Source organism: Arsenicicoccus sp. UBA2120 (assembly GCF_002330965.1).
Taxonomy (GTDB): domain Bacteria; phylum Actinomycetota; class Actinomycetes; order Actinomycetales; family Dermatophilaceae; genus Arsenicicoccus; species Arsenicicoccus bolidensis.
Genome location: NZ_DCYC01000040.1, coordinates 18,467 through 45,289, shown reverse-complemented (window position 1 = coordinate 45,289; position 26,823 = coordinate 18,467). Strand labels below are relative to the sequence as shown.

Annotated in this window: 25 protein-coding genes, 2 tRNA genes and 1 pseudogene; 4 read left to right on the top strand and 24 right to left on the bottom strand. The window is 71.7% G+C overall.

Going from position 1 to position 26,823, the window contains the following annotated elements; all coding sequences use genetic code 11:
• Positions 1-6: 6 nt before the first annotated feature.
• Positions 7-1,446, top strand: a complete 1,440-nt coding sequence (locus B2P18_RS05300) for an FAD-dependent oxidoreductase (protein WP_286956454.1) — start codon at positions 7-9, stop codon at positions 1,444-1,446.
• 250 nt (positions 1,447-1,696) lie between these two features.
• Here the strand turns inward: B2P18_RS05300 and B2P18_RS05295 are convergent, their stop codons facing one another.
• The 13 genes and pseudogenes from B2P18_RS05295 to gltX form a co-directional block, all read right to left on the bottom strand.
• Complete coding sequence (locus tag B2P18_RS05295; protein WP_286956452.1) at positions 1,697-4,129, bottom strand: GH92 family glycosyl hydrolase; 2,433 nt, start codon at positions 4,127-4,129, stop codon at positions 1,697-1,699.
• A 166-nt stretch (positions 4,130-4,295) separates the two neighbouring features.
• Positions 4,296-5,267 (bottom strand): bile acid:sodium symporter family protein, encoded by a 972-nt coding sequence (locus B2P18_RS05290; protein ID WP_286956450.1) that lies wholly within the window; start codon positions 5,265-5,267, stop codon positions 4,296-4,298.
• 177 nt (positions 5,268-5,444) lie between these two features.
• Positions 5,445-7,058, bottom strand: coding sequence for a PTS ascorbate transporter subunit IIC (locus B2P18_RS05285; protein WP_286956448.1), 1,614 nt, complete (start codon positions 7,056-7,058; stop codon positions 5,445-5,447).
• Between the two features lie 49 nt (positions 7,059-7,107).
• Positions 7,108-7,983, bottom strand: coding sequence for a PTS sugar transporter subunit IIA (locus B2P18_RS05280; RefSeq protein ID WP_286956447.1), 876 nt, complete (start codon positions 7,981-7,983; stop codon positions 7,108-7,110).
• A 288-nt stretch (positions 7,984-8,271) separates the two neighbouring features.
• Positions 8,272-9,093 carry an acetyl-CoA hydrolase/transferase family protein gene (locus B2P18_RS05275; protein ID WP_286956446.1) on the bottom strand — a complete coding sequence of 274 codons (822 nt, stop codon included), beginning with the start codon at positions 9,091-9,093 and terminating at the stop codon, positions 8,272-8,274.
• Positions 9,018-9,311: a hypothetical protein gene (locus B2P18_RS05270; protein ID WP_286956445.1), complete on the bottom strand. Its 294-nt coding sequence runs from the start codon at positions 9,309-9,311 to the stop codon at positions 9,018-9,020. Before B2P18_RS05270 ends, B2P18_RS05275 begins: the two co-directional genes overlap by 76 nt.
• A 75-nt stretch (positions 9,312-9,386) precedes the next feature.
• Entirely contained in the window at positions 9,387-9,950 is a 564-nt protein-coding gene (locus B2P18_RS05265; RefSeq protein WP_019287804.1) for a hypothetical protein, read from the bottom strand.
• Positions 9,951-10,099: 149 nt separating this feature from the next.
• Complete coding sequence (locus B2P18_RS18870; protein ID WP_414630884.1) at positions 10,100-10,558, bottom strand: DAK2 domain-containing protein; 459 nt, start codon at positions 10,556-10,558, stop codon at positions 10,100-10,102.
• Between the two features lie 215 nt (positions 10,559-10,773).
• Positions 10,774-11,802, bottom strand: a pseudogene (locus B2P18_RS18865) (dihydroxyacetone kinase subunit DhaK); the annotation flags it as partial.
• 129 nt (positions 11,803-11,931) lie between these two features.
• A tRNA-Glu gene (locus B2P18_RS05255) sits at positions 11,932-12,004 on the bottom strand.
• 108 nt (positions 12,005-12,112) lie between these two features.
• Positions 12,113-12,187, bottom strand: a tRNA-Gln gene (locus B2P18_RS05250).
• Positions 12,188-12,298: 111 nt separating this feature from the next.
• Positions 12,299-13,021: an HAD family hydrolase gene (locus B2P18_RS05245; protein ID WP_286956440.1), complete on the bottom strand. Its 723-nt coding sequence runs from the start codon at positions 13,019-13,021 to the stop codon at positions 12,299-12,301.
• Complete coding sequence (gene gltX / locus B2P18_RS05240; RefSeq protein ID WP_286956439.1) at positions 13,018-14,493, bottom strand: glutamate--tRNA ligase; 1,476 nt, start codon at positions 14,491-14,493, stop codon at positions 13,018-13,020. The genes B2P18_RS05245 and gltX overlap by 4 nt, the downstream gene beginning before the upstream one ends.
• Positions 14,494-14,542: 49 nt before the next feature.
• Between gltX and B2P18_RS05235 the strand changes: the two genes are divergently transcribed.
• Complete coding sequence (locus B2P18_RS05235) at positions 14,543-14,989, top strand: fluoride efflux transporter FluC (protein ID WP_239264996.1); 447 nt, start codon at positions 14,543-14,545, stop codon at positions 14,987-14,989.
• Positions 14,986-15,360, top strand: coding sequence for a fluoride efflux transporter CrcB (gene crcB, locus B2P18_RS05230; protein ID WP_239264998.1), 375 nt, complete (start codon positions 14,986-14,988; stop codon positions 15,358-15,360). The genes B2P18_RS05235 and crcB overlap by 4 nt, the downstream gene beginning before the upstream one ends.
• 207 nt (positions 15,361-15,567) lie before the next feature.
• Here crcB and B2P18_RS05225 read toward each other — a convergent pair whose 3' ends face one another.
• Both B2P18_RS05225 and B2P18_RS05220 read right to left on the bottom strand, forming a co-directional pair.
• Positions 15,568-16,347 carry a fumarylacetoacetate hydrolase family protein gene (locus B2P18_RS05225; RefSeq protein ID WP_239265001.1) on the bottom strand — a complete coding sequence of 260 codons (780 nt, stop codon included), beginning with the start codon at positions 16,345-16,347 and terminating at the stop codon, positions 15,568-15,570.
• Positions 16,348-16,406: 59 nt separating this feature from the next.
• Positions 16,407-16,922, bottom strand: coding sequence for a DUF1992 domain-containing protein (locus tag B2P18_RS05220; protein ID WP_286956434.1), 516 nt, complete (start codon positions 16,920-16,922; stop codon positions 16,407-16,409).
• A 44-nt stretch (positions 16,923-16,966) separates the two neighbouring features.
• Between B2P18_RS05220 and B2P18_RS05215 the strand changes: the two genes are divergently transcribed.
• On the top strand, positions 16,967-17,848 hold the full coding sequence (locus B2P18_RS05215) for a 3-methyladenine DNA glycosylase (RefSeq protein ID WP_313534943.1): 882 nt from the start codon (positions 16,967-16,969) through the stop codon (positions 17,846-17,848).
• Between the two features lie 9 nt (positions 17,849-17,857).
• Here B2P18_RS05215 and B2P18_RS05210 read toward each other — a convergent pair whose 3' ends face one another.
• From B2P18_RS05210 to B2P18_RS05170, 9 genes are all read right to left on the bottom strand, one after another.
• The gene (locus B2P18_RS05210; RefSeq protein ID WP_239265005.1) at positions 17,858-18,250 is read right to left on the bottom strand and encodes a TA system VapC family ribonuclease toxin; all 393 of its coding nucleotides are present in this window, start codon (positions 18,248-18,250) and stop codon (positions 17,858-17,860) included.
• Complete coding sequence (locus B2P18_RS05205; RefSeq protein WP_286956432.1) at positions 18,247-18,477, bottom strand: hypothetical protein; 231 nt, start codon at positions 18,475-18,477, stop codon at positions 18,247-18,249. Before B2P18_RS05205 ends, B2P18_RS05210 begins: the two co-directional genes overlap by 4 nt.
• Positions 18,478-18,515: 38 nt before the next feature.
• Positions 18,516-20,102, bottom strand: coding sequence for a citramalate synthase (cimA, locus tag B2P18_RS05200; RefSeq protein WP_019287815.1), 1,587 nt, complete (start codon positions 20,100-20,102; stop codon positions 18,516-18,518).
• Between the two features lie 73 nt (positions 20,103-20,175).
• Positions 20,176-20,865: a gamma-glutamyl-gamma-aminobutyrate hydrolase family protein gene (locus B2P18_RS05195; protein WP_286956429.1), complete on the bottom strand. Its 690-nt coding sequence runs from the start codon at positions 20,863-20,865 to the stop codon at positions 20,176-20,178.
• 10 nt (positions 20,866-20,875) lie between these two features.
• Entirely contained in the window at positions 20,876-21,643 is a 768-nt protein-coding gene (locus tag B2P18_RS05190; protein ID WP_239265011.1) for a 3-oxoacyl-ACP reductase, read from the bottom strand.
• A gap of 85 nt (positions 21,644-21,728) precedes the next feature.
• Positions 21,729-23,093, bottom strand: coding sequence for an aldehyde dehydrogenase family protein (locus tag B2P18_RS05185; protein ID WP_239265013.1), 1,365 nt, complete (start codon positions 23,091-23,093; stop codon positions 21,729-21,731).
• 1 nt (position 23,094) lies between these two features.
• Positions 23,095-24,459, bottom strand: coding sequence for a glutamine synthetase family protein (locus tag B2P18_RS05180; protein WP_286956425.1), 1,365 nt, complete (start codon positions 24,457-24,459; stop codon positions 23,095-23,097).
• The gene (locus tag B2P18_RS05175; protein ID WP_286956421.1) at positions 24,456-25,277 is read right to left on the bottom strand and encodes a FadR/GntR family transcriptional regulator; all 822 of its coding nucleotides are present in this window, start codon (positions 25,275-25,277) and stop codon (positions 24,456-24,458) included. Before B2P18_RS05175 ends, B2P18_RS05180 begins: the two co-directional genes overlap by 4 nt.
• Positions 25,274-26,806, bottom strand: coding sequence for an amino acid permease (locus tag B2P18_RS05170; protein ID WP_286956417.1), 1,533 nt, complete (start codon positions 26,804-26,806; stop codon positions 25,274-25,276). The genes B2P18_RS05175 and B2P18_RS05170 overlap by 4 nt, the downstream gene beginning before the upstream one ends.
• Between the last annotated feature and the right edge of the window lie 17 nt (positions 26,807-26,823).

Here is a 26,823-nt window from a genome sequence, read left to right as displayed (position 1 = left end):
GACCGTATGACGAACGCGCACCGCGTCCGACGGGTCGCCGTGGTCGGCGCCGGACCCGCCGGGCTCTTCGCCGCCCAGGCGCTGGCCGGTCAGGACGAGCTGCCGGTCCACGTGGACCTGCTCGACCGGATGCCGACGCCCTTCGGCCTGCTGCGCTACGGCGTCGCCCCGGACCACGAGAGCATCCGCTCGGTGGCGACGGCGCTCGCCCGCACCCTCGACCTGGAGGGCGTCACCTTCTGGGGGCTCGTGGAGGTGGGTCGTGACGTGTCCCGGGCCGAGCTGCTCGAGGCCTACGACGCGGTGATCTACGCGGTCGGGGCGAGCGAGGACGTGCGCCTCGGCATACCCGGGGAGGACCTGAGCGGCAGCCGCTCCGCGCGCGAGTTCGTCGCCTGGTATGGCGGGCACCCCGACGCGCGACCTCAACCGCTCGACGGGGTGCGGGCGGTCGCGACGGTCGGCGTCGGCAACGTCGCCGTCGACCTGGCCCGGATCCTGCTCAAGGAGGCCCGTTCGCTCAGGGTGACCGACATGGCCGAACCCGTCCTGGAGGAGCTCGCCCGCAGCGAGGTGCGCGACGTGTGGATCGTCGGGCGGCGGGGTCCCCAGCACGCGAGCTACACGACCAAGGAGCTGCGCGAGCTGGTCGCCACCCCGGGGATCGACGTGACCGTCTCCGAGGGGGCGTTCGACGGGCTGGACGAGGCGGCGCTCGACCGGCGCACGCGCGCCAACGTCCAGCTGCTGCGTGGTCTGCCCACCGAGGGCGACGGCGCCCCCGCATCGGACGGGGGCCGGCGACGGCTGCACTTCGCGTTCTACGCCCGGCCGGTGGAGATGACCGAGCGTGACGGGCGGGTGGACGGTCTGACGGTCGAGCGCACCCGGCTGCTTCCCGACGGATCGGTCGAGGGGACGGGCTCGCTCGAGACCCTCGACGTGCAGCTCGTGCTGCGCGCGGTGGGCTACCGCGGGAGCCCGCTGGCCGACGTGCCGTTCGACCGGACGCGCGCGATCATCCCCAACGTCGAGGGCCGCGTCGTCGACGAGGCGGGCGTGAGGCAGCCGCGGGAGTACTGCACGGGCTGGGTCAAGCGCGGACCGATCGGCGTCATCGGCACCAACAAGTCCGACGCCGCGCAGACCGTGGCGCACGTGCTCGCCGACCTGCAGGCAGCCGAGGACGCTCCACGGGACCCGCAGGGTGGGCGGGTCGAGGAGCCTGGCGCCGTCGCGGACCCTGGGACCGGCGAGGGTCATCGACCCGGCGCGTCTCGAGACGGTGTCGGCCCTGTCCTCCGCGCCCGCGGCCACCACCCGAGCACCCTGGCCGACTGGCGCGCCATCGACGCGGCGGAGATCGAGCTCGGCCGCGGCGAGGGTCGCGAGCGCGTCAAGGTGTCGACCTGGGACGAGCTCCTCCGCCTCGTCACGGACCACTGACAGACGGGCCCCTGGCCCTCGCCCTTCCCCACCCCCTCGCAGGCCGGCCACCCCCTCGCAGGCCGGCCACCCCCTCGCAGGCTGGCCACGCTTCGCAGGATCGTGAGTGTTTCGTCCAACATTCTTGGACCAAGCACTCACGATCCCGGGTGGGGGCGCTGGCGGTCGATCGCGCATCGGGGCCGCGCATGACGGCGCCCCGCCGCCCGAGCTCAGCCGGACAGGAGGCGGGGCGCTGCGTCATACGGCCTCAGCGGTCGACCGGGCGATCGCCCGGCATCGTGGCCCACCGGGTGTTGGGGGTGCGGCGCAGGTCGATCCGCACGACGCCGCCGTCGTTGACGACCCCCTCGGTCAGCCAGGACCGGGTCCACGGCCTGCCGTTGACGCGCACCCGGTCGATGTAGACGTGGTCGGGGGAGGCCGCCGGCGCGTCGATCCGGATCGTCGCCCCGCCGTCGCGCCGGATCCAGGCCCGGGGGAAGACCGGGCTCGACAGGAGCATCTCCGCACGGGCGGGGTTCTGGGGATAGATCCCCAGCGCCGCGAAGACGTACCACGAGGACATGGTCCCCAGGTCGTCGTTGCCCGGCAGCCCCTTGGGTCCGGTCGTGTAGGCCAGACGCTCCATCGCCCGCACGGCCTCCTGCGTCTTCCACGGAGCACCGAGCGCGTTGTAGAGCCAGGGGGTGTGGATGCCCGGCTCGTTGGTCGCGTCGTAGCGGAGCGGGTCACCGCCCGTCACCCACGACCCGTCGGGCTTGCGGAAGAAGGCGTCCAGTCGGCTGATGGCCCTGGCGTCGCCACCCATGGCCCGCGACAGGCCGGAGACGTCGTGCGGCACCATCCAGGTGTAGGTCGCCGAGCTGCCCTGTGCGAAGCCCTTGTCGGAGGCGGGCGTGAAGGGCTGCACCCACGAGCCGTCCGCGTTGCGCGCCTGCTGGTAGCCGCCGTCGGGCGTCGCCACGGGGTTGAAGGTGTTCTTCCAGCTGGACGCCCGGCGGCGCATGGCGTCGGCCTCCGACGTACGGCCGAGACGTGCAGCCCAGTCCGCCAGGGCGTAGTCCGCCACCGAGTCCTCCAGGGTCTCGGCGGCGCCGCCCCAGCTGTGGCCACCGTCCTGCGGCACGTAGCCGAGCGCCAGGTACTGCGCCAGGTCCGGGCGGATGCCGGCGCACTGGCCCGGGCACCCGTAGGTCGACAGGCCGTCCGCGTGCGGCACGGTCGCCTGGCGGTAGAGGGACGCGAACGCCGCCCGGGTCTCGAAGTTGCGGACCCCGAGGGAGTAGAAGCCCGCCAGCGTCGGCGCGCTCGGGTCCCCCGTCATGACGTGGGTCCAGGCCGTCAGGTGCACCCACCGGTCCCAGACCCCGCCGTGGTGCCGGCTGTTGTTGAGCAGCGACTGGGCGAAGTCGCCGGCGAGCCGGGGCTCGAGGAGCGCGAGCAGCTGCGTGTGGGCGCGGTACTCGTCCCAGCCGGAGAAGTTGCCGAGCTGGGCGCGTTGGCCGGGAGACAGCCGGTGGACGCGCTGGTCGGCCCCCCAGTAGGTCCCGGCCACGTCGTTGACCACGTTGGGCTCGAGGAAGGCGTGGTAGAGCGCGGTGTAGAGCTTGGTGCGGGACTCCGTGCTCCCCCCGGCGACCTGCACCCGGGTCAGCTGCTCGTCCCACTGCTGGTCGGCCGCCCTGGCCACGCTGGCGACCGTGTCGCGCGGCGCGACCTCGGCGGCGAGGTTGGCCCTGGCCGCGCCGAGGCTGGTGTAGGAGATGCCGACCTTCATGCCGACCGTGGTGCCCGGTGCGAACGAGACCCAGCCGCCCGAGCCCTTCCCGGCGCGAGCCGCCCCGGTCTCGTAGCCCTCACCTCCGATGGCTCTCCTCGTCCCGGGACGGATCCGGTCGTTCACCCACGTACCCGTCCCGGTGAAGGCCCGGTCGAAGCTCGCCACGAAGTGCAGGCGGTAGTAGCTGCGCTTGTTGCTGCCGTTGCCCGTCGCGCGGCGACCGCAGAAGGCGCCCGTGAGGACCGACCCGGTCACGGTGCGGGTGGCCGGGTCGATGGAGATCTCGGCCGACTCGCTCCCGTTGAGCGAGTTCGAGGTCCGGAACAACAGGTTGGCGGGCTTGCCCGCAGGGAAGCCCAGCGACGTGACGGCGGCCCGGGTGGTGGCGGCCGCGTCGATGCGGACGCCGTTGTCCAGGGCCAGGGTGTAGCGACCGGGCACCGCGCGCTCGCCCGCGTGAGAGAAGGTGCTGGCGTAGGCCTCGTCCTTGGTGTCCGCCGAGGGCGAGATCCCCATCGCGGCCGGGTGGGGAAAGATCGGGACGTCACCCATGGCGCCCGGGTGACAGCCGGCGCCGTTGACGTGCGTCAGCGAGAAGCCGCGCAGCTTGGTGGTGTCATGGCTGTAGCCGTTGGAGGCAGCGGTGCTGGTCTGGTCGCCCGCGGTGCTGGTGGGGCTCCACGACAGCATGCCGAAGGGTCGGACAGCGCCGGGATAGGTGTTGCCACCGTTGCTCGTGCCGACGAGGGGGTCGACGTAGCGCGACAGGTCCTTGGCGACCTGGGGCCGCGAGACCAGCGGCGTGGCCGGATCGACCGGAGCGCCTGCTGCGGAGGTGGCCGACGACGTGACGGCGAGGACGAGCGTGCTGGCAGCAGCGAGGGGGACGAGTCTGCGCACGGGGGCTCCTGGGGCTCGAGAAGGGTGGTGCCGCAAGCAGATTCTGCATCCAGGGCGACCCGGTGTCGCGCCCGTGAACACCGGCCGCCATCCAGGCCAAGACTTGGCTCACCGCCGTGCCCTCCCGTCGCCCCTGCCTACCCGTCTCCCCTACCCGCACTGGTGGTCAATCGCGGATCGGGCGGCGCCGGAAGTACGCCGCGAGCATGGCTCCGGAGAGGTTGTGCCAGATCGAGAACACGGCGCCCGGCAGGGCGGCCGTCGGCGAGAAGTACTGCGACGCAAGGCCGGCGGCCAGACCGGAGTTCTGCATCCCGACCTCGATGGCGACGGTGCGCCGGGCCCGCTCACGCTGTCCGGTGAGGGCGGCAAGGCCATAGCCCACCAGGTAGCCGAGACCGTTGTGCAGGACGACGGCGAGCAGGACGATCCCGCCGGCAGCGACGACCTTGGACGCCGAGCCCGAGACGACGGCGGCCACGACCAGCGAGATGGCGACGACGGACACCCAGGGCAGGGCGGGAAGCACCCGCTCGACGACCCGGCCGAGGAAGGTGCGCACCAGCAGGCCCAGCACGACGGGGACGAGCACGATCCACAGGATGCTGGAGGCCATGCTGCGCGCGTCGACGGGGAGGTAGGTCCCCGCGAGCCACAGCGTCAGCAGCGGGGTGAGGATCGGGGCCAGCAGGGTCGACACCGAGGTCATCGCCACCGACAGCGCGGTGTCCGCCTTGGCGAGATAGCTCACCACGTTGGAGGCGGTGCCGCCGGGCGCGCAACCCACGAGGATGACGCCGGCTGCCAGCTCCGGGGACAGCCCCAGCGCCTTGGCCACCGCCCAGCCGAGCAGGGGCATCACGAGGTACTGGGCGACGACACCGATGAGGACGGGAAGCGGCCGGCGGGCCACGAGCGCGAAGTCCTGCCCGCGCAGGCTGAGCCCCATCCCGAACATGATGATCCCTAGCAGCGTGTTGACGTGGGGCAGAAGGGGTTTCGCCGACGACGGGGCCAGATAGCCGAACGATGCGGCCGCCAGGATCAGGATCGGGAAGAGGGTGACGGCCATCCGGGCCGAGCGGTCCTCGGCTGCGGTGGACGGGTCGCGCTGCTCGGTGGGCGCGGGGCTGGACATGGGGACCTCCTAGGACGGACCACACACTGTGACCCGCCGTTCCACATCTCGGGACGATCGTCTCGTCATACGTGCGCTTGAAACGCGTCGTCCTCCCCAAAGATCGTGAGTGTTTGGTCCAAGGATGTTGGACCGAACACTCACGATCTCGGGGGAACGAAGGGCGTAGGGCCCGGGTCAGGGGCGTGACGCATCCTCGAGCGGGGGCGGAGGCGTGGGAGCGCCTTCCGGCGGTGCGATGCGCGGGTAGCGAGGCGCCCCACCGGATCCGTGCGTGGACATCGCCGCGCTGCTGGGTCCTGCTGTCCCGGAGCCTGAGCCGACCCCAGCACCCGTGACGGTGGCCGGGGCAGCCCGACCGGCGGCCGGTGCCGGGTCCCACCTCCGGTCGACCACGCGCTTCTGCACGAGGATGGCCGCCGAGAGCAGCGCCAGGCCGATGAGCGACAGGATCACCGTGCCGGCCACCACGCCTGCGCGGGCGCCGTAGCCGATCAGGATGCCGAACCAGCCGAAGTCGGCGTCGCCGAAGGTGGTGTTCTCCGAGCCGAAGGAGCCGAGCACCTTGAGCAGCAGGGCGGGGAGGAAGGTCACCAGCAGGCCGTTGACCAGGCCGCCGGCCACCGCGCCCCGGCGACCGCCCGTGGCGTTGCCGTAGACACCCGCCGCGCCACCCGTGAAGAAGTGGGGCACGAGCCCCGGCAGGATGAGGGCGAGCCCGAACATCGGACCGAAGACGACGCCGAGCAGGAGCAGGCCGATCAGGCCACCGAGGAAGCTGGACAGGAAGCCGATGAGCACGGCGTTCTGGGCGTAGGGGAACACGATGGGGGCGTCCAGCGCCGGGATCGCCCCGGGCACGACCTTGGCCGCGATGCCCTGGAAGGCGGGCACGAGCTCACCGAGGATCGTGCGGACGCCGAAGAGGATGACCGCGACCGCGATCCCGAACTGCAGACCCTGGGTGACCGCCTGCATCACGTAGTTGCCCACGTTGGTCGCGCCGCCCTCGAACGCCGTGAAGGCGGTCGTCGCCCCTGCGCGCACGAGGTAGAGGACGGCGACGACGACATACATCAGCACCATGGACAGCGCCGTCGCCACCATCGAGTCCCGCAGGAAGCGTAGGGACTCGGGGACCTTGAGGTCCTCGGTAGAACGGCTGGTCCCCCGCGGGTCGACGAGGCGTCCGACGGTGCCCGCGGCGACGTAGCCCGCGGTTCCGAAGTGCCCGATCGCGATGGAGTCGTCGCCGGTGATCTTGCGGGTCCACGGTTGGGAGAGCGCGGGCAGCGACACCATGAGGATCCCCAGGAGGATCGCCCCCAGGACGACCACCACGACCGGGGGCATGCCTGCTGAGGCCATGACGATCGTGATCAGCGTCGCCATGAAGAGCAGGTGGTGCCCGGTGAGGAAGACGTAGCGCAGCGGCGTGAAGCGGGCGAGCAGGATCGCGACGACAAAGCCGAGGATCATGAGCCACGACACCTGCGCGCCGTACCGCGCCTGCGCGATGCCGGCGATGGCCTCGTTGGTGGGGACGACACCCTGCGCGCCGAGCGCGCCCTGGATCATCTTGCCCAGGGGGGTGAGCGAGGCCGCCACGAGACCGGCGCCGGCACCGATCAGGAGGAAGCCGAGGACGGCCTTGAGCGCGCCTCCCGCCACCTGGCCGGCGCTGCGCCGCATGGCGATCAGGCCGATGGCGGTGATGATGCCGATGAGGTAGGCCGGGACGCTCAGGATCTCGTTGACGAGGAACTGGGCGATGGCCAGCAGGACGTCCATGGGTCGCTCCGATGCGCGCAGGGGTGGGTGAGCCGGTGACTAAGGCCGGTCAGATGGCGTAGAGACGCCGCAGAGTGGCGTCGATCTCGCTCTGGGACGTGAAGTTGTCGATGACCTCCACGGGAACCCCGACGTCACCGAGGGTCTGGGCGATCGCCCCGGAGGTGAGCAGGAAGTCGGCTTCCTTGGCTCGGCCCTTGGCCGAGATCGTGTCGGTGGCCTCGACGGAGAGGTATGGCGTCCAGCCCCATCGGTCGAGCACCTGCTCCGTGGTGTTCTTGAGGAACAGGCTCGTCCCGAGGCCGTTGCCGCACACCGTGAGGATGAGCCGCTTGGACGGCACGGCATCGCCTGTGACGGCTGTGTCGGCCATCGCGGGACGGAGGTCGTGCTGCTCGTCGGTGGAGCGCGTGGTGGTGGCTGCCGGGGGCGCGTCAGCAGGGGCCGAGGATGCAGCAGCCGCCGGAGCCGCTGCGGGACGAGCGGCGAGGGCGTCGCGCACCTCGTCCGGCGTCTGCGCTCGCTCCAACGCCTCGCGGCACTCCGGGGCGGCGAGCACGCCGGCCAGCGCCGCGAGGGCGTCCTGGTGGGCCGACGAGTCGACCGATGCGAGGGCCATGACGAGGGTGACCGGGTCGTTCGTGTCGTGCCCGAAGCGCACGGGCTCGGCCAGACGCACAAGGCTCATGCCGGTCCGCGTGACGGAGTCGTCCGGCCTCGAATGGGCCAGGGCGAAGCCCGGCGCGAGGACGATGTAGGGACCGTGCTCCTCCACGACGCGGATCATGGCGTCCGTGTAGGAGTCCCCGGCGACCCCGGTCTCGCCGAGCAGCTCGCCGGCCGCACGGATCGCCGCCCGCCAGTCGGACGCGTCGACGTCGAGGCGAATCGCGTTGACGGGCAACAGATCACGGAGTTCAGACACGGGGACACCTTCATCGGGGCTCGATGGTTCAGGGTGCGGGCGACCGCGTGCTGAGGAGCAGGCGGGCCCAGAGGGCGATCCATCGATCGCGTCGTTCGAGCCTAGCGGGGCCCCCGCGTGACGCGCGTCGAGGGTGGTGACGCCGGGACGTCATACGCGCCAGCAAGACCCTCCCCGGCCCCGCCGCCCGCGCCTCGAACCCCACCAACATCGTGAGTGTCTGGTCCACGAATGGTGGACCGAACACTCACGATCGCCGGATGGAAGGGGTTGGACGGGCATGGGGGGTCAGAGGAGGTGCATCTCCTGGGCCTGCTCCCCCAGCTGCTCGCGGAACGCCGGGTCGGCGATCGCGATGAGCGCCTCGGCCCGCTCGGCGTTGGTCTTGCCGCGCAGGTGCGCCACGCCGTGCTCGGTCACGACATGGCTCACGTCGTTGCGCGAGGTCGACACGTGGGCGCCGGGCTTCAGGGTCGGGACGATCCGCGACACGGTGCCGCCCTTGGCCGTGGACGGGGTGACGATGAAGGACTTGCCGCCGCGGGACCGGTTGGCCGCGCGCACGAAGTCGGACTGGCCGCCGGTGCCGGAGTAGGGCACGTAGCCCATCGACTCCGAGCAGCACTGACCGGCCAGGTCGACCTCGATGGTGGCGTTGATGGTGTGGAGCAGGTCGTTGGAGCCGGCGAGGTAGGGGTCGTTGGTGACGTCGACGGGGTGCATCTCGAGCCCCCGGTTGCGGTGCATCCAGCGATAGAGACGCTCCGAGCCGAGGGCGAAGGTCGCGACGCTCTTGCCCGGGAAGGCCGTCTTGAGCCGGTTGGTGACGACGCCCGCCTCGACCAGCGTGAGGATGCCGTCACCGATCATCTCCGTGTGGACGCCGAGGTCCTTGCGGTCGGTGAGCTGCATGACGACGGCGTCGGGGATGGCGCCGAACCCGATCTGGATGGTCGCCCCGTCGGGGATGAGCTCGGCGACGTGCGTGCCGATCGCCTGCTGGACCGGCCCGATCTCGGGCAGTCCCACGGCGGTCAGCGGGCGCTCGTCCTCGACGATCGCGGTGACCTGGTCGATGTGCACGTGGCAGTCGCCGAAGGCGTAAGGCACCTGCGGGTCTCGGGGTCGAGGTAGCCGAAGGGCCGCAGCGGCAGGATCTGCTCGACCCGCACGTCGGTGAACTCGGTGCGCCGGTCCGAGAGGGCCTCGAGCAGGGTCGGCGGCTCCCCCACGCCGGTCGGGACGACGGTCGTGTCGCCGTCCTCGACGATCGCGACGGCGTCGTGCGGGCTGGCGAGCTTGCGCCGGTAGGCGTCCTCGAAGGTCATACCTCATCCAATCGCCGGGGCGCCGGTGCCGCAATCGTGCGGCACCGGCGCCCGGTGTGATCTGTCGGACAGCGGTCAGACGACGGCGTCGCCGGCACGCTTGGCGTGCCGCAGGCCGAGGAGGCCGAGCAGCAGCAGGAGCGCGCCGCCGACGTAGGCCACGACCGAGGCGATCTTGGCGATGAGGCCGATGGTGCCGAAGGCGTAGGCGGTGAGCAGCATGCTCCGCAGCGCGTTGCCCATGAACAGGCTCTGCCGCAGCTCGCCGAGCTTGGCGACCTCGGCCTTGTCGGCGGCGGGGTCCTTGGACAGCTTCATGAACTCGCCCGAGACCTCCTCGTAGGTCTTGCCGGCGGAGGACTTGTTCATGTGGACCAGGATGTAGTGGTCGGCGAAGGCCTTGGCCTGGTCGCCGGTGGTCATCTCCTGGCCGGCGTACTTCTCGAGGTAGGGCTTGATCTGGGGGTCCTCGAGGGCCTTGCCGGACGGCATCGTGATCTTCTGCGCGGCGAGCTGGTCGTGGACCTGGCCCTGCGCGAAGGTCGAGGCCCAGGTGAGCAGCCCGCCCGCGACGAGCAGGACGAGGGCCAGCAGCAGGCCGGTGGCGGACAGGAGGGTGTCGAGGGTCTTGCGACGCATGGTGCTTCCTAGCTGAGTGCTTCCACCGGTCGGATGGCCGGTTGATGACTCAACTCTGCTCTGTCCGATTTATCCTTCAATCACCGGGGTGCGTGTTCCAGGTCACACCGGGCCGTATGCCGCCCGCGCGGTCTCACCGCGGGCCACCGCTATCCGGCTCGACCGGCCTCGCGGACCGCCCGCAGCCAGGTGAGGACCGCCTCGGCGCCGGGGTCGGGGTGCCCCTGACCGCGCGCACCGACATAGCTCGCCCGGCCCTTGCGGGACACGCCCTCGACCGTGCTCCGCACCCCCTGCTTGGTCGCAGCCAGGACGGCCTCCCAGCCGTCGGGGGCGGCGTCGGCCGCAGGGCGCAGCGCGTCGACCATCGTCCCGTCGCCGGGCTCGGCACCGCCCAGCTCCTGGATCCCGTCGACCCCCGCCGCGAGGGCGCCGGGCCAGTCGGCGCCGTCCTCGAGCGCCTGGGCGGCCGCCACGAGGCCCGCGGCATACAGCGGGCCGCTCGTCCCCCCGATGGCCCGCCGGCAGCGGGCCGACAGGACCCGCAGGAGGTATGCCGCGGAGCCGTCGGCCGGGTCCTCCTGCCAGGCTCGCGCCCCGCGCGCCAGCGCCTCCCCCAGGTCGCCGTCCCCACGACCTGGTCCAGCTCGGTGAGCCGGGACTCGTCGTCGAGGACCGCCTGGCAGGCGGCGTCCACCGCGGCGCGCACCTGCGGGTCGGGCTCGCCGGGATCGGCCGCGTCGGCGGTGGCCTCGGGGACCGGGACGTCGTCGTGCCTCTCGACCGGACCGCCGCCACCTGGCCAGGCCAGCGAGCTGGTGGGCGCGTCGAGCAGCTCCGTCTCCCCCTCCTCGAGCGGCAGGACCGTGACGGAGGCCCCCGCCATCTCGAGGCTGGTCATGACGGAGCCCTGGTAGGTCCGCTCGACCCGCAGCCCGCGCTGCCCCAGCAGCCGGTGCGCGGCCCTGGTCAGGACGGACAGCTCGGCAGGAGGCGTGCCCCCGAGCCCGTTGACCAGCAGGGCGACTCGCGCCCCGTCGTCGAGCGGGCGGGCAGCCAGGACGCGGTCCACCAGCTCGGCCGCGAGCTCGTCGGCCGGGCGGTGCGGGACCCGCTCGACGCCGGACTCGCCGTGGATCCCCAGCCCCAGCTCGATCCGGTCCTCGTCGATCTCGAAGGTCGCCTCGCCCGACCCCGGCATGGTGCCGGGCCGCAGGGCGACCCCCATCGTAGCCAGCCGACCGGCGACCGAGCGGGCGCGCTCGGTCACCTCGGCGAGGTCGGCCCCGGAGGCGGCGAGGGCGCCCGCGATCTTGTGCACCAGCACCGTGCCGGCGAGGCCGCGCGCCCCGGCGTGCGTGTCGGCGTCACCCAGGGCGATGTCGTCACCCACGACGACGGTCTCCACGGCATACCCCTCGTCCTGGGCCAGCTGCGCGGCGAGCCCGAAGTTGAGCCGGTCCCCGGTGTAGCTCTTGACGATCAGCAGCGCCCCGGCCGACCCGGTGACGGCGCGGATCCCGTCGAGGACCGCGTCGACGCTCGGCGACGCGAAGACCCCACCGCTGACGGCCGCGGTCAGCATGCCCTCGCCGACGAATCCGGCGTGCGCAGGCTCGTGCCCCGCTCCACCGCCGGAGATCAGCGCCACCGGGACGGCCTCTCGGTCAGCCCCGCTGCTGCCCCGGGTGTCGCCGCCGCTGCCGTGGCCGACGTCATGTCCGCTCACGACCCGGTCGGCCTGCACGGCGATGGTGCGCCCCTCGAGGAGCGCGAGTCCGGGCTGGGTCAGGACGAGGCCCTCGAGGCTCTCGCGGACGAAGGTGTCGGCGTCGTTGACGAACTTCTTCATGAGGTCCACACCACCACACCGGGCGAGGGCGCGCCAGCGCCGCCCCTGGGCAGGCGCTGGGGGAGGTCAGCCACGAACCGGGCAACGCGAAAGGTCCCCCTCCCGAGTGGGAGAGGGACCTTCTCGACGTACCCCCGACCGGATTCGAACCGGCGCTACCGCCGTGAGAGGGCGGCGTGCTAGGCCACTACACAACGGGGGCAATCAGCTGCTCCGAGCCCTTGCGGGGCGGCGAGCAACGAGGAGAAACTCTAGCCGAAACTTCGGGTTTCTCCCAATCGGGCCGGGCCTTTGAAGGCCGACCGGCGATTGGCTGGGGTACCAGGACTCGAACCTAGACTAACTGAACCAGAATCAGTCGTGCTGCCAATTACACCATACCCCAAGAGAAGTCACCCCTTCATCAGGACCCCTGCGGGGCCGGTGACGCGCGGGCGAACCAAGAGAGAACTCTACCGGAGGGCGACGCCGCTGCCCAAATCGGCCGTATGCCGCCTCATGCTCGCCAGGACACGTCGTCCAAGGGCGTCACGACGGGCACGCCGACGTCACCATCATCACGGCCGGCCCACTCCCCGCGTCGGTCGAGCCACACGCCGTGCAGCCCCGCCGCGACCGCCGCCTGCGCGTCGACGGCGAGGTCGTCCCCGACATACATCGTCTGCTCCGGCGACGAGCCGAGCAGCTCGCAGGCCCGCCAGAACGCGCGGGCGTCGGGCTTGCCGTCGCCGAGGGTGTCCGTCGTCGCGATGGCGGTGAAGGCGTCGCTCAGCCCGACGACGTCGAGCTTGAGGGTGGTGAACTCGGTCGAGGAGTTGGTCAGCGCGCCGACCAGCAGCCCGTCGGCACGCGCCCGCTCCAGCAGGCGCGCCACGTCGTCGAACGCCCGGGTCCCGGTGCGGAAGGCGTCCGGCCACCCCTGCTCGAACCCCGCGAAGGACCCTGCCTCCCAGGCAAGTCCACCGTGCGTCGCCACCTCCTGGAGCCGCGACTCCCGCATCGCGGCAAAGGTCAGCTCGCCGCGCGTGTAGCCGCCGAAGAAGCCGCCCGGGTCGGCGTGGTAGCGGACGCCGAGCTCGTCGGCCCGCTCCCCCGCCTCGGGCCACACCTGCGTGATGCAGCGGGCGGCGGCCCGGCGCATGGCCGAGCGGGTGTCGAGCAGGGTGTCGTCGATGTCGAGCAGCAGCGCGGTGATCCGCGTCGGCGCACCGGCGGTCACAGCGTGGCGCGCAGCCGGCGCAGGCGCGTCAGCGTCGACTTACGACCGAGGATCTCCATCGACTCGAACAACGGCGGCGAGACCCGTCGACCGGTCACCGCGACGCGGGCGGGCGCAAACGCAAACTTGGGCTTGATGCCGAGACCGTCGACGATCGCGGCGCGCAGGGCCGCCTGGATCGGCTCGGCGGTGAAGTCCTCCAGGCCCTCCAGCGCGGCGATCGAGGCGTCGAGCACCTGCGGGGCGTCGTCCTTGAGCGCGGCCACCGAGTCGGGGTCGAAGGTCAGCTCCTCGTCGGTGACGAAGAGGAAGCCGAGCATGGGGCCGGCCTCCTTGAGCAGCTGCATGCGCTCCTGCACCAGCGGGGTGGCCTGGGTGACCAGGTCCATCTGCGCAGGGGTCGGCTCGCCCGGCAGCTCGCCCGTCCGCACGAGGTGCGCGACGATCCGGCCGGCGAGGTCCTCCGGGGACAGCGCACGGATGTAGTGGCCGTTGAGCCAGTTGAGCTTGTCCATGTCGAAGATCGGGCCGACCGTGTTGACCTTGGTCCACTCGAAGGGCTCCACGAACTCGTCGAACGAGCTGACCTCCTGGCCGTCCGCCACCGGCGGGTAGCCCACGAGCTGCAGGAAGTTCAGCAGCGCCTCGGGCAGGTAGCCCTCCTCGCGGAACCAGGTCAGGCGGGCGGCGGGGTTCTTGCGCTTGGAGATCTTGGACTTGTCGGGGTTGCGCAGCAGCGGCATGTGCGCGAACTGCGGCACCTCCCACCCGAGCCAGCGATGGAGCAGGACGTGCTTGGGGGTCGAGGAGATCCACTCCTCGCCGCGCACGACCGTGGTGATGCCCATGAGGTGGTCGTCGACCACGACGGCCAGGTGATAGGTCGGGAAGCCGTCGGCCTTGAGGATGACCTGGTCGTCCGGGGTGGGCGCGTTGACCCAGCCGCGGATGACGTCCTCGAAGCGGGTCTCGACGTCCTCGGGGATCAGCATGCGCACGACGGGCCGGTCGGTGAATCCCGGCAGCGCCGCGCGCTCCTCGCGGGTCTTGCCGTGGCACAGCCGGTCGTAGCCGGTGGGCAGCTTGGCCTTCTGCTGCAGCTCGCGCATCTCGGCCAGGCGCTCGGTCGAGCACCAGCAGTAGTACGCGTGGCCGTCCGCGACGAGCTGCTCGACATACGGCCTGTAGGTGTCCAGCCGCTCGCTCTGCCGGTAGGGCGCGTAGGGGCCGCCGACATCGGGGCCCTCGTCGTAGGTCAGCCCCAGCCAGGTCAGCGTGTCGAAGATCTGCTGCTCGCTGCCCTCGACGTAGCGGGCCTGGTCGGTGTCCTCGATGCGCAGGACGAACCGGCCGCCGGTCTTGCGGGCCCAGGCCAGGTCGAACAGCGCCATGTAGGCGGTCCCGACGTGCGGGTCGCCGGTGGGCGACGGGGCGACACGGGTGCGAGCGGGGGTGAGAGCAGCGTCAGTCATGGTGGGGTCAGCCTATCGGGAGCCGCCGGGTGCGCGATGATGGGCGGCGATGACCCCCTCGCCCTCCCGCCCCGTCCCTCAGCCGCGCCTGCGACCCCATGACGTCGCGCTCGTGGCCGTCGGCGGAGCGGTGGGGACGGCGTTGCGGGCGGGGCTGGTGCTGGCCGCCCCACCGCAGGGGGTGGACGACGTGGACGTGGCGGTGCTCGCGATCAACGTGGCCGGGGCGTTCGCCCTGGGCCTCCTCCTCGAGCGGCTGGCCCTGCGCGGTCCGGACCGTGGCCGGCAGCGGGCCGGTCGCCTGCTCGTCGGGACCGGCGTGCTCGGGGGCTTCACGACCTACTCGACGCTCGCCCTGGACACCGCCCACCTGCTGCAGGAGGGACGAGCCGGTATGGCGCTCGCCTACGCCCTCGGCACGGTGCTGCTGGGCGCGGGTGCGGCTCTCGCGGGGATCCGTTGCGGGGCAAGGGCGCACGGGCGGCGAGGGGCATGACGGCGCTGGTCCTCGTTGCGGTGGCGATCGCGGGCGGTGTCGGCGCCGCGCTGCGGTTCGTGGTCGATGGGGTGGTCCGCGAGCGGGTGGGTGCGGCATACCCGCTCGGCACCCTGCTGATCAACGTCACGGGCTCGCTGCTGCTCGGCCTGGTCAGCGGGCTCGTCGCTCGGCACGCGCTAGGGGCCGAGTGGGGTCTGGTGCTGGGGACAGGCCTGTGCGGCGGCTACACGACCTTCTCGACGGCGAGCGTGGAGACGGTGCGGCTGGTGTCCGACGGACGGCTCGGCGCGGGGGCCGGCCACGCGCTCGGGATGCTGGTGGGCTCGGTCCTCGCGGCGTTCGCCGGCCTCTGGCTCGCCACCCTCTGACCACCCCACCCCATCCCACACCGCAACGTCCCCTCGCGCTCGCGCGCCCTCGGTATCCGCGCCATTGGTCACCAATGGCGTTGTGGATCGTTCAAAAGGGCCGCCCTCACGTCATTGGTGACCGATGATGTGAGGGCGGGGCGAGGCCGGCGGGGCGGGGCCTGCAGGGCGGGGCGGGGCCGGGTGCTGCGGAGTGGCGCGTCGGGGTCAGCGGGCGCGGACGAAGGGGTTGGACAGGGTGCCGATGCCCTCCACCTCGACCTCGACGCGCTGGCCCTCCTGCACCTGACCGACACCGGCGGGCGTGCCGGTGAGGATCACGTCGCCCGGCAGGAGCGTGAACGACTGGGAGACGTAGGAGATCAGCGTGGCGACGTCGAAGATCAGGTCCTTGGTGGAGCCGTCCTGCACCGTCTCGCCGTCCAGGCGGGTCTGCACGCGCAGGTTGCTCGGGTCGAGGTCCGTCTCGATCCACGGGCCGAGCGGCTTGGAGCCGTCGAACCCCTTGGCGCGCGACCACTGCCCGTCGGACTTCTGGAGGTCGCGGGCGGTGACGTCGTTGGCGCAGGTGTAGCCGAACACGGTCGCCAGGGCGAGCTCCGGCTCGACGGCGCGGACCATCTTGCCGATGACCACCGCGAGCTCGCCCTCGTAGTGGATGTTGCTGCTGGTGGCGAGCATCGGCACGGGGTCGCCGGGGCCGGACACCGCGGTGTTGGGCACCATGAACATCAGTGGCTCCGTGGGGAGCTCGTTGCCCATCTCCTTGGCGTGGTCGGCGTAGTTGCGGCCGATCCCGATCACCTTGCTGCGGGGGATGACGGGCGAGAGCAGGCGCACGTCGTCCAGCGGGTAGCGCTGGCCCGTGAAGGCGATCTGCTGGTAGATGGGGTCGCCGCCGATCTGGGCGACGACCAGGTCGTCACCCTCCTGCTCGACGACGCCGTAGGCCGGGTCTTCTCCAAGGGTGAATCTCGCGATACGCACCCGCCAAACCTACCCCCGGCGAAGGCATCGACCGGCCTTCGTCCCCCAGGCTGATACACCTACCGCCGGCAGGTACGCAGGAGGCGGCGCCACCAGACGCCGGCCCGACGCTCCGCCTCGGCCTGCTCCCGCGCCCGCCGCTCGGCCTCGGACCGCAGCCGTGCCTGGGCCTCCACGTAGCGGCGGTGCTCCCGCCATACGGCCACGATCTCCTCGACGTCCAGGACCTTGGCGATGGGCGGCATCTGGTTGCCGATCGCCGGTCGCAGCCGGTCGAGCTTGACCCGCCGGTTGTAGTCCTCCACGATCGCCCGCACCGACTCCTCCCGCGCGACGTCGCGCACGCTCTCGTCCATCGCGTGAGCCTCCTTGCGCAGCGCCATGGTCGGGTTCATGGCACCCGTCATGTCGAGCTGCTCGCGCTCGATCAGTCCGTTGATCCACCAGTCCTCGCGATAGGGGCGGTCGAGGCTGGGCAGGGGCTTGCCCGCGCCGGGGAGGTTGTCGAACTCCCCACGCTCCTGGGCCTCCCGGATGCGCTTCTCGGCGATGGTCTCGACGTGCTGCGGGTCCATCCCCTCATTGTCCCACCGACGCGTCCGGCGCCTAGGATCTGCGGGTGATCGTGCTGACCCGGGCCCAGTGGGAGCCGCTCGCGGCCGCCCACCGGGAGCGGGCCGAGGCGGCCACCGCGGCACACCTCGCCCGCCGCGCCCGGGGCGAGAAGCACCCCGTCGAGGACTTCCTGTTCGAGTACTACGGTTTCCGGCCAGGCCATCTCGCGCGCTGGCACCCGGGTCCCGGTGTGGCGCTGCAGGACTCGCCCGAGCACGCCGGCTGGTCGGGATACCTCACCACCGAGGGACTCACCCGGCTCGACGTGCGCTCGTATGTCGAGAAGCGCGGCGCCACCGTGAGATTCGTCCGCGACCTGCTGGCGCGGACGCACGGGCGTGAGGCGAGGTTCGGCTGCTTCGGCCTGCACGAGTGGGCCATGGTCTATCGCCTGCCGGAGGACGAGGTGCGGCACCGGTCGCTGCCCCTGCGGCTCGGGCGCGACGGCACCGACGCGGTCGTCGAGAGCCACGAGATCCGGTGCTCGCACTTCGACGCCTACCGCTTCTTCACCCCAGAGGCGGTGGGGCGCAACGAGATCCGTCCCACGCGCGAGACGATCCAGGACCACGAGCAGCCCGGCTGCCTGCACGGCGGGGCGATGGACCTCTATCGCTGGGCGTTCAAGCTCGCGCCCGGCATCCCCGGCGGCCCGGTGCTGGACTGCTTCGAGATCGCCCGCGAGGCAAGGCTGCTCGACATGATGAGCTCGCCCTACGACACCGAGCCCCTGGGGCTCCCCAACATCGCGATCGAGACCGCCGAGGGCAAGGCCGAGCACGTGCGGCGGCAGCGCGCCGTCAGCGAGGCCGCAGCGCCCGTCCGCGAGCGGCTCATGGCCGCGTGCGACGCCCTCCTGCCCAGGAGTGATCGGGTGATCGGGTGAGCGAGGCGGTCACGGGATCAGGACGACCTGCTCGGGCCGCAGGGCGCTGAGCGGCTGGTCGAGCGTGGCCAGCAGGCCGCCGTGCCGGGCAGCCAGCCCGGCGAGATAGACGTCGGTCACCTGTCGATGGCCCCGCACCCCAGCCAGATCCACCTCTGCGTAGGAGAGGTCGTCCGGCCACCATGCGCAGGAGGGATGGGCCTGGACGCCGCCCAGGATGGACCTCGCCGTGCCGGCGGTCTCCCCCAGCCGCAGGAGGAAGCGGACCAGTGACCCCTGGACCACCGGGCAGAGCGCGAACGCCTCCACGTCCGAGATCCAGCGAGCCGCTCGGTCGTGGTGCTCGTGCTCGGCGAGGACGAGGGCGATGAGGACGTTCGCGTCCAACAGGTAGGTGCTCACGCCTCGTTCAGCGCCTCGTCCACCTCACGAGACGTGACGGGACGACCGACCGAGAGCACCGGCAGTCCCGTCCGCTCGTCGGTCGCGATGGCGACCGGGCGGTCGAGCTGGGCCAGCCCTCGGGCGGCGAGGTCGGCGATGACGCTCGACAGGGACGCGCCGCGCTGAGCCGCCAGCTCGCGGGCCTGGCGGTGGACCGCAGGAGGCAGGTTGACGGTGGTACGCATGCCTGCATCATAGAGCGCATCACCCCTGATGCACACCGTCAGCGGACGGGGATCCCCGCGCTGTGCAGGCCATAGGTCAGCCCGTCGAGCAGGGCCATCCAGGACGCCTCGACGATGTTGGCGGCCACGCCTACGGTCGTCCACGACTGGTTGTCGTCGGCCATCTCGATGAGCACGCGCGTCACGGCGTCGGACCCGTGCGCCGAGTCGAGGATGCGGACCTTGTAGTCCACGAGCTCCACGCCGTCGATCTCGGGATAGACACCCGCGAGGGCGGTGCGCAGGCCCTCGTCGAGGGCGTTGACCGGACCGTTGCCCTCGCCGGTGGCGACGAGGCGGCGCCCGCCGGCACGCAGCTTGACCGTGGCCTCCGACACGGCTCCCCCGTCTCCGCGGGCCTCGGCGATGACCCGCCAGGACTCCACGTCGCAGTAGGAGATCGGCTCGCCGGTGACCTCGCGGCGCAGCAGCAGCTCGAAGGACGCGTCGGCGGCGTCGAAGGTCCAGCCGCGCAGCTCGAGGTCCTTGACCAGGGCCACGATCCGCGACTGCACCTCCCCCTGCCCGGACAGGTCCAGGCCGAGCTCGCGGGCGCGCAGCTCGATGGAGGCGCGACCGGCCATGTCGGACACCAGGGTCCGCATCCGGTTGCCCACCGAGGAGGGGTCGGCGTGCTGGTAGAGGTCGGGGTCGACCTTGAGGGCCGAGGCGTGCAGCCCGGCCTTGTGCGCGAACGCCGAGGACCCGACGTAGGGCTGGCGGCCGTAGGGCGTGATGTTGGTGATCTCGCTGATGGAGTGGGAGATCCGCGAGGCCGCGGCCAGCTGGGCGTCGGCCACCACGGGCCGGTCGAGCTTGAGCTGCAGGTTGCTGATGATGGTCAGCAGGTCGGCGTTGCCGGTGCGCTCGCCGTACCCGTTGACGGTGCCCTGCACCTGCACCACGCCCGCGTCGACCGCGGCGAGGGAGTTGGCCACGGCGCACCCGGTGTCGTTGTGGCAGTGGATGCCGAGGGGGGCGCCGGTGGACCGCGTGACGTCGTCGACGACGTCCGCGATCCGCGCGGGGAGCATGCCGCCGTTGGTGTCGCACAGGGCGACAACCTCGGCCCCCGACTCGACCGCCGCCCGGACGGCCTCGAGTGCGTAGTCACGGTCGAGCTCGTAGCCGTCGAAGAAGTGCTCGGCGTCCAGGAACACCCGCCGGCCCTCCCCCACCAGGAAGGTCACCGTGTCGCGGATCATCGCGAGGTTCTCCGGCAGCGTGGTGCGCAGCGCCTGCTCGACGTGCCGGGTGTGCGCCTTGGCGACCAGGGTGATGGCCGGCGCCCCGGAGTCCAGCAGCGCCCGGACCTGGGGGTCGCTGTGGGCTTGCCCACCCGCCTTGCGCGTCGCGCCGAAGGCCGTGAGCACGGCGTTGGACAGCCGCAGGTCCCGTGCCCCGGCGAAGAACTCGGTGTCGCGGGGGTTGGCGCCCGGCCAGCCGCCCTCGATGAACCCCACCCCCAGCTCGTCCAGGTGACGCGCGATCGCGATCTTGTCCTGGACGGTCAGGTGCAGACCCTCCTGCTGCGCGCCGTCGCGCAGGGTGGTGTCGTAGACCTGCAGTGCGGGCCGGTCTCCCATGGCTCGTCCTCTCGGGCGGGGGCGGTCGTCCGCCCCATGATGACGGCGTATGCCGCTGCGCCGTCTCGTCGTCTCACCGGGTCGCGGCCACGAGGGCCTCGAACAGCGACGGGTCGGTGCCGGCCTCCGGGTGCCACTGCACGGCGAGGCAGAAGTCGGCGTCCGGGTCCTCCATCGCCTCGAGCGTGCCGTCCGCGGTCCAGGCGCTCGCGTCGTAGCCGGGATGGGTCAGCACGGCCTGGTGGTGATAGGTCGGCACGTCCACCTGCTCCCCCACGATCGCCGCCACCCGTGACCCGGACCGCACCGACACCGCGTGGGTCCCGAACACCCCTGGTGCTGGGGAGTGCTCGTCGTGGCCGACCTGGTCGGGCAGGTGCTGCTCCAGCGTCCCGCCGGTCTCGACGGCCATGACCTGCATGCCCCGGCAGATGCCGAGCAGCGGCATCCCCCGACGCCGTGCCTCGGCCACGAGGAGCAGCTCGGTCTCGTCCCGGTCCGGCCTGGCCTGCTGCACCGAGGGGTGCGGTGGAGCGCCATACCGGCTGGACTCGACGTCGACCCCGCCGCTGATGATCAGGGCGTCCACGCGGTCCAGCCAGCCCGAGACCACGGCGGGCGTCACGTCGAGCCGCGGCACGAGCAGGACGGGCAGGGCGCCCGCCCGCTCGACGGCCAGGGTGTAGTCGCGCGGCAGCACCGCCGAGGGCTGGTCGACCCACGGCGTCCGCGACACCTCCTCGACGTAGGTCGTGAGGGCCACGACCGGGGGGTCAGAGCGGCGTGACATAGGCGCCCGAGATGCCGCCGTCGACGAGGAACTGCGCCGCCGTGATGAACGACGACTCGTCGCTGGCCAGGAACACGACGGCGTTCGCGAGCTCCTCCGGCTCGGCGAACCGCCCCATCGGCACGTGGACGAGGCGGCGGGCGGCCCGCTCGGGGTCCGCGGCGAACAGCTCCTGCAGCAGCGGGGTGTTGACCGGGCCGGGGCACAGGGCGTTGACGCGCACCCCCTCGCGGGCGAACTGCACGCCGAGCTCGCGCGACATCGACAGCACCCCGCCCTTGCTGGCGGTGTAGGAGATCTGCGAGGTGGCGGCGCCCATGACGGCCACGAAAGACGCTGTGTTGATGATGGATCCGCGCTTCTGCTCGAGCATGTAGGGCAGGGCCGCCTTGCAGCACAGGTAGACGCTGGTGAGGTTGACCTCCTGCACCTTGCGCCAGGCCTCGAGGTCGGTCGTGAGGATCGAGTCGTCCTCCGGCGGGGAGATCCCGGCGTTGTTGAAGGCCACGTCCACCGAGCCGTAGGTGTCGAACGCGGCCTTGAACAGCGCGTCCACCTGCGCGGCGTCGGTCACGTCGCACTCGACGAAGAGCCCCTCGACCTCCTCGGCCACGCGCGGGCCGTTGGTCCGGTCGAGGTCGCCGATCACGACCCGGGCCCCCTCCTCGGCGAACCGTCGCACGGTCGCCAGGCCGATGCCGCTGCAGCCACCGGTGACCACGGCGACCTTTCCTTCGAGTCGAGCACCCATGGTGGGCAGTTCCTTTCGTCGTTCCGCAGGATGGCGGGTGGGAGCGAGCAGAGCAGAGCAGGCCGTATGCCGTGGCGGGCCGGCCTCACGCGTCGGCGATGAAGACGTTCTTGACGTCGGTGAACGAGTCCAGCGCGTCCGGGCCGAGCTCGCGGCCGAGACCGGAGCGCTTGAAGCCGCCGAACGGCGTCGAGTAGCGCACGCTGGCATGGGAGTTGACCGACAGGTTGCCGGCCTGGACGGCGCGGGACACGCGCAGCGCCCGGCCCACGTCCCTGGTCCAGATCGAGCCGGACAGGCCGTAGTGCGTGTCGTTGGCCATCCGGATCGCGTCGGCCTCGTCGTCGAAGGGCAGCACCGCCACGACGGGTCCGAAGATCTCGTCCTGCCAGACGGCGTCCTCGGTCGACCGGGGCAGCACCACGGTGGGGGCGTACCAGTGGCCACCGCCGTCGGGCCTCGATCCGCGGAACGCCACGTCGACGTCCGCGCCCTCGACGTAGGCCGCGACGCGGTCGCGGTGCTCGGCGCTGACGAGCGGTCCCATCTGGGTGGCCTCGTCGCCCGGGTCGGCCACGACGACGTCCTTGACCGCCGGCTCGAAGCGCTCCATGAACGCGTCGAGGACGCTGCGCTGCACCAGGATCCGGCTGCGGGCGCAGCAGTCCTGCCCGGCGTTGTCGAAGACGCCCATGGGGGCGCTGGCGGCGGCCTGGTCCAGGTCGGCGTCGGCGAAGACGACGTTGGCGGACTTGCCCCCGAGCTCGAGCGTGATGCGCTTGATCCGGTCGGCGGCGCCGCGCATGATCCGCTGCCCCACGGCGGTGGACCCGGTGAAGCACACCTTGGCGACGTCGTCGTGGGTGACGAACCGCTCCCCCACCACCGAGCCCTTGCCGGGCAGGATCGTGAGCACGTGCTCGGGCAGCCCTGCCTCCAGGGCGAGCTCGCCGATCCGGACGGCCGTGAGCGGCGTCAGCTCGGCGGGCTTGAGGACGACGGCGTTGCCGGCGGCGAGGGCCGGCGCGAACCCCCAGCCCGCGATGGGCATCGGGAAGTTCCACGGCACGATGACCCCGACCACGCCCAGCGGCTCCTTGAAGGTCACGTCCAGACCTCCGGCCACGGGAATCTGCCTGCCGCACAGGCGCTCCGGAGCGGCGGAGTAGTAGTGCAGGACGTCGCGGACGTTGCCGGCCTCCCACCGCGCGTTGCCGATCGTGTGCCCGGCGTTTGCGACCTCGAGCCGCGCGAGCTCCTCGACGTGCTCGTCCACCACGTCGGCGAACCTCCGCAGCAGCCGTCCGCGGTCGGCGGGAGCCAGTGCGGCCCAACGACGTTGGGCGACGACGGCCCGCGCGACGGCCTGGTCGGTCGCCTCCTCGTCGACCAGCTCGACGGTGCGCAGGGGCTCGCCGGTGGCGGGGTTGGTGATCTCGTGGGTCGTCACGTCACAGCCTCTCGAATCCGCGGATGCGTTCCCAGTCCGTCACGGCCGCGCCGAAGGCGGCCAGCTCGACGTCGGCGGCGTGGACGTAGTGGTCGACCACGTCGTCCCCGAGCAGCCGGCGGGCGTGCGGCGACGCGTCGAACCGGTCCCTGGCCTGCTGCAGCGTCGAGGGCACGTGCTCCGCGTCGGAGGTGTAGGCGTTGCCCTCGAGCGCCGGTGGCAGCTCGAGCTGCTCGCGGATGCCGTGCAACCCACCGGCCAGCATGGCGGCCGTGGCGAGGTAGGGGTTGACGTCACCGCCCGGCACGCGGTTCTCGACGCGGATGCCCGCGCCGTGACCCACCACACGCAGGGCGCAGGTGCGGTTGTCGGTGCCCCAGGCGATCGCGGTCGGCGCGAAGGACCCCTCGGCGAACCGCTTGTAGGAGTTGATGTTCGGTGCGTAGAGCACCGTCAGGTCGGCCATCGTGGCGAGGACTCCGGCCATGAAGTGCTCGAACACCTCGCTGCGCCCGCCGTCGCGTGACTCGTCGGCGAAGACGTTGCGTCCGTCCTCGTCCTGCAGGGACATGTGGATGTGGCAGGAGCTGCCCTCGCGCTCGTCATACTTGGCCATGAAGGTGAGCGACTGGCCGTGCCGGCCGGCGATCTCCTTGGCCGCGGTCTTGTAGACGGTGTGCGTGTCGCAGGTCCGGTGGACCTCCTCGTAGCGGAACACGATCTCGTGCTGCCCGAGGTTGCACTCCCCCTTGGCGCTCTCGACGATCGCCCCGCTGGCGTACATCGCGTTGCGGATGTCCCGCAGCAGCGGCTCGACCTTGGCTCCCCCGAGGATGGAGTAGTCCACGTTGTAGCGGTTGGCCGGCGTCAGCCCCTGGTAGCGCGCGTCCCAGGCCTGCTCGTAGGTGTCCTCGAAGACGATGAACTCCAGCTCGGTCCCAGCGAAGGACCGGTAGCCCAGCTCGGCGGCAGCGTCCTGCTGCCCGCGCAGCACCGTGCGGGGTGCCTGACGGACCAGCCCGGTGCCGTCAAGCCAGGACAGGTCGCACAGGATCGTCGCCGACCCCGGGCAGCCCGGTGTGCGTCGCAGGCTGGCGAGGTCGAGGTCGAACCTCATGTCCCCGTAGCCCTTCTCCCACGAGCTGATGGCATAGCCGTCGACGGTGTTCATCTCGACGTCCAGGGCGAGCAGGTAGTTGCACCCCTCGGTCCCGTCCTCGAGGACGTGGTCGAGGAAGAACTGCGGGTGCAGGCGCTTGCCCAGCAGCCTGCCCTGCATGTCGGGGAAGGCGACGACGATGGTGTCGATCGAGCCGTCCTCGCACTCCTGCCGCAGCTGCTCCAGGGTCAGGGTCGGTGCTCTCACGGGGTACCTCCGGGGTGCGTGGTCGGGTGGGCGAGCAGGCCGCGCAGGAGCGCCGCCGTCTTGTCGCAGTGCTCCTCGGCGAGCTCTCGGGCGTCCTCGGGCTCGCCGGACAGGATCGCGTCCACGACGGCCTCGTGGTCGGCGTTGGAGTGCTCGATGTTGCGTGGCAGGACCGGTATGGCGGCCAGGAGCTGGTGCAGCGCGGACTGCGACCGGCTGACCGCCTCCACGAGCGACGGGCTGCCCGAGAGGCCGGCGATCGCGAGGTGCAGCCGCGAGTCGGCCTGCCGGTGCTCGGCGGCGTCCCGGCGGCTGGCGTCGGACACGTCGCGCAGGCACTCCTTGAGCCAGCCGCGGTCGGTGGCGGGCAGGGCGCGGGACGCCGCGAGGTAGGCCGTGCCGGGCTCGACCACGCGGCGGAACCCGAGGACGTCCTCGAGCTCGGCCTCGGTCGTCGCGGCGGCGTCGCCCGTCTCCGCCTCGCGGGCGGCCCAGTCGTAGGTCACGAAGCTCCCGCCGGCGCGGCCGCGCCTCGTCTCGACCATCCCGAGGTCCCGCAGCGTGGCGATGGCCTCCCGCAGCGTCACCCGGGACACGCCGAGCCGGGTGGCGAGCTCCCGCTCGGGCGGCAGCTGGGAGCCGGTCGTCAGGACACCGAGGCGGACGGCGGTGGCGAGCTGCTCGAGGGTGGCCTCGTAGGCCTGGCCCTCGCGGACCGGACGCAGGACGACCTCGGGGACGAGGTCCTGGGCCGACATGCGCGCGGGCCGGGTCGCGGTCTGGGCCGGGTCGCGGACCTGGTCGGGCGTCGGGCTCATCGGAACAGGTCCGCGGGCTCGACGGTGTCGTGGTGGCCGGGGTCCTCGACCATGAAGTGCTTGCGCCCGCCGAAGATCCAGCTCGCCCCGGCGAAGACGAGGACGACCGCGACGGCGACCGGCGCGTAGTTGAAGGTCTCGATCGTGACGGGCGCAGCCGGCGGCAGCATGAAGAGGACGACGATGAACCCCACCCACGCCACGGCGATCCAGCCGATGGGGGCGCTCCAGCGGCCGAGGTTCCACCGGCCGGGGACGAAGTCCGGGTTGATGCGGCGCAGCAGGACGGGCGTGACGTAGGCGATGTAGAGGCCGATCACGGCGATGGACGTGACCGCGAGGTAGGCCGTCTGCGACACGAGCGAGGGGCTGGCGAGGACGATCGCGAGCACGGTCACCAGCCAGATCGAGTTGGTCGGCGTGCCGGTCCGCGGGTTGACCTTGGACCACCAGCGAGAGCCGGGCAGGGCGTTGTCGCGGCTGAAGGCGAAGGACATGCGCGAGGAGGAGGTCACGCACGCCATACCGCAGAAGAACTGCGCGACGGCGCAGATCAGCACGAGGGTCAGGCCGAGGCCCTGGCCGGTCGCATCGATGAAGATCTGGGCGGGTGGCAGGCCGATGTCGCTGGCCAGGGCCCCGTCGTAGTCCTGGATCGCCGAGGTCACCGCCAGCAGCAGGATCCAGCCCGCCACGAGCGACACGAGCACGGAGTTGACGATCCCCTTGGGCGCGTTGACCGACGCGTTGCGGGTCTCCTCCGCCACGTGCGCCGACGCGTCGAACCCGGTGAAGGTGTATTGGGCCATCAGCAGACCGATGAGGAAGACGTAGATGGAGCTCGTCCACCCGGTGTTGTTGACGAAGTGCGTCAGCGTCCAGCCGGGCGACTGGTGCCGGTCGGGGACGAGCGCGAGCACCACGACGATGACGGCCGCGCCCGCGAGGTGCCACCACGCCGAGACGGCGGACAGCAGCCGGACCAGGTTGACCCCGAAGGCGTTGAGCAGACCGTGCATCAGCAGGATGACGCAGAAGCACGCGAAGGTGGTCTGCGGGGTGACGTCGACGCCGATCGTCAGGTCCAGGAAGGCCATCCAGGTGGTCGCGGCGCCGAAGTCGACGGCGGCGGTCACGGCGACCTCGCCGAGGAAGTTGAACCAGCCCACGACCCAGGCCCACTCGCGCTTGTGCGAGCGCGCGAGCCGACCGGCCCAGAAGTAGAGGCCGCCAGCCGTCGGGTAGACCGAGCAGACCTCGGCCATGGCCAACGCGACGCACAGGACGAAGACGCCGACCAGCGGCCATCCCAGCGAGATCGCCGCGGGGCCACCGGCATTCATCGCGATGCCGTAGGACGTGATGCAGCCCGACAGGATCGAGATGATCGAGAAGGACACGGCGAAGTTGCTGAACCCGGACATGGTGCGGTTGAGCTCTTGCTTGTAGCCGAGCTCGGCGAGCTGCGCGGCGTCCTCGTGGCTGTAGTCCTGCTCGTCGGCGCGGGACAGGAACCGGCGTGGGCCCATGGGGCACCTCCTGGGTG

Bases quoted from the DNA above. Each gene is read 5' to 3' on its own strand.
- B2P18_RS05170 (WP_286956417.1), bottom strand. From the start codon at position 26,806: ATGGGCCCACGCCGGTTCCTGTCCCGCGCCGACGAGCAGGACTACAGC.
- B2P18_RS05205 (WP_286956432.1), bottom strand. From the start codon at position 18,477: ATGCGTACCACCGTCAACCTGCCTCCTGCGGTCCACCGCCAGGCCCGC.
- B2P18_RS05270 (WP_286956445.1), bottom strand. From the start codon at position 9,311: ATGACCTTCGAGGACGCCTACCGGCGCAAGCTCGCCAGCCCGCACGAC.
- B2P18_RS05285 (WP_286956448.1), bottom strand. From the start codon at position 7,058: ATGGACGTCCTGCTGGCCATCGCCCAGTTCCTCGTCAACGAGATCCTG.
- B2P18_RS05290 (WP_286956450.1), bottom strand. From the start codon at position 5,267: ATGTCCAGCCCCGCGCCCACCGAGCAGCGCGACCCGTCCACCGCAGCC.
- B2P18_RS05220 (WP_286956434.1), bottom strand. From the start codon at position 16,922: ATGGACCCGCAGCACGTCGAGACCATCGCCGAGAAGCGCATCCGGGAG.
- B2P18_RS05265 (WP_019287804.1), bottom strand. From the start codon at position 9,950: ATGCGTCGCAAGACCCTCGACACCCTCCTGTCCGCCACCGGCCTGCTG.
- B2P18_RS05235 (WP_239264996.1), top strand. From the start codon at position 14,543: ATGACCCCCTCGCCCTCCCGCCCCGTCCCTCAGCCGCGCCTGCGACCC.
- B2P18_RS05300 (WP_286956454.1), top strand. From the start codon at position 7: ATGACGAACGCGCACCGCGTCCGACGGGTCGCCGTGGTCGGCGCCGGA.
- B2P18_RS05175 (WP_286956421.1), bottom strand. From the start codon at position 25,277: ATGAGCCCGACGCCCGACCAGGTCCGCGACCCGGCCCAGACCGCGACC.
- cimA (WP_019287815.1), bottom strand. From the start codon at position 20,102: ATGGGAGACCGGCCCGCACTGCAGGTCTACGACACCACCCTGCGCGAC.
- gltX (WP_286956439.1), bottom strand. From the start codon at position 14,493: ATGACTGACGCTGCTCTCACCCCCGCTCGCACCCGTGTCGCCCCGTCG.
- B2P18_RS05190 (WP_239265011.1), bottom strand. From the start codon at position 21,643: ATGGGTGCTCGACTCGAAGGAAAGGTCGCCGTGGTCACCGGTGGCTGC.
- crcB (WP_239264998.1), top strand. From the start codon at position 14,986: ATGACGGCGCTGGTCCTCGTTGCGGTGGCGATCGCGGGCGGTGTCGGC.